Annotated in this window: 1 pseudogene; it reads left to right on the top strand. The window is 61.3% G+C overall.

Annotated features, from left to right (window positions below):
- Positions 1-20: 20 nt before the first annotated feature.
- Positions 21-965: pseudogene (locus XAXN_RS19000) on the top strand (hypothetical protein); the annotation flags it as partial.
- Between the last annotated feature and the right edge of the window lie 18 nt (positions 966-983).

Below are 983 nucleotides of genomic sequence, written 5' to 3'. Positions count from 1 at the left end.
GATCAGCGTTGCCCTAAGCGATGCCTAGTTATCGGACGCTGTTTCAAAACTACCACAACATCGAACAGCAGACACTGAAGAACAGCGAGTTGCTCGCGAAGTTGCAAGGGGCAGCGAAGTTCCATATCCATGCTCCTGAAAACCTAGTGTTCCTCCCGGCCAGCCCTGAGCTGGCGGAAGCTCTGGGAGTGACGCCGCATAGTGGTGGTCCCCTCGGCGAGTACCAGGACGGAATGCTCGAACGTTTGGAACGGATTCAATCAATGAGAGATGGTCAGGCCGCTTTGAGAGGCGACACGGATGCAATGGATCGAGTTGCTAGGCGCGTCGAGCAGCTGCGCGATACGGTCAAAGTCGGCCTGATCAACGGCGACTTGAACACCAACACGCCGATTGGCGAAACGCCAGCGCAAACGAACGCCCGAGTTCGGGAGTTTTTCCGTAACACCCCAACCTATTACCAAATCCACGCCCAACAAATCGAAGCGTTGAAGAACTTCACTGGCGTGGACCACGGCTGGGGTGCCGTCGCGCACTCCGAGTCGGGTATCGTCACCACGCTCAACCACATCCAAGTCAGCAGCACGCCCATCACGCGCGGCGGAAACAATGAGCTTCAGCGCAGTGGCTTGTCCCTCGCCATTTCCAACGCTCACCACGACGGGCGCGTAGTGTTGTCCGAAAACAGCATCCGCGTCGTCGAGCACACCCTCGGCGAAGAAGCCGCACACACCCTGCGCGTTCCTCGCGGCCAACGCGGTGCCGCGTCCATGCAACTGCTCCTTGGCGAAGCTTCCGCCGGCACCTTGGTGCGCTCGGGCGGCTTGCTGGCGACCGGCGCGGATGCGGTGGTAACTGCCCGCCACTCGGCCGAGTTGCTGGAGCAAGGCAACGCCAGGGCGGCGCAGTCGGAGGTTCAGTACGCCATTGCCCGCAACGCGGGCGGTTGGGCTGGCGGTGCGTCCGACGTCCCCCCGTCCTGA

The sequence above is a fragment of the Xanthomonas axonopodis genome (assembly GCF_001304695.1).
Taxonomy (GTDB): Bacteria; Pseudomonadota; Gammaproteobacteria; order Xanthomonadales; family Xanthomonadaceae; genus Xanthomonas; species Xanthomonas axonopodis.
This window is presented reverse-complemented; position numbering and strand designations above follow the sequence as displayed.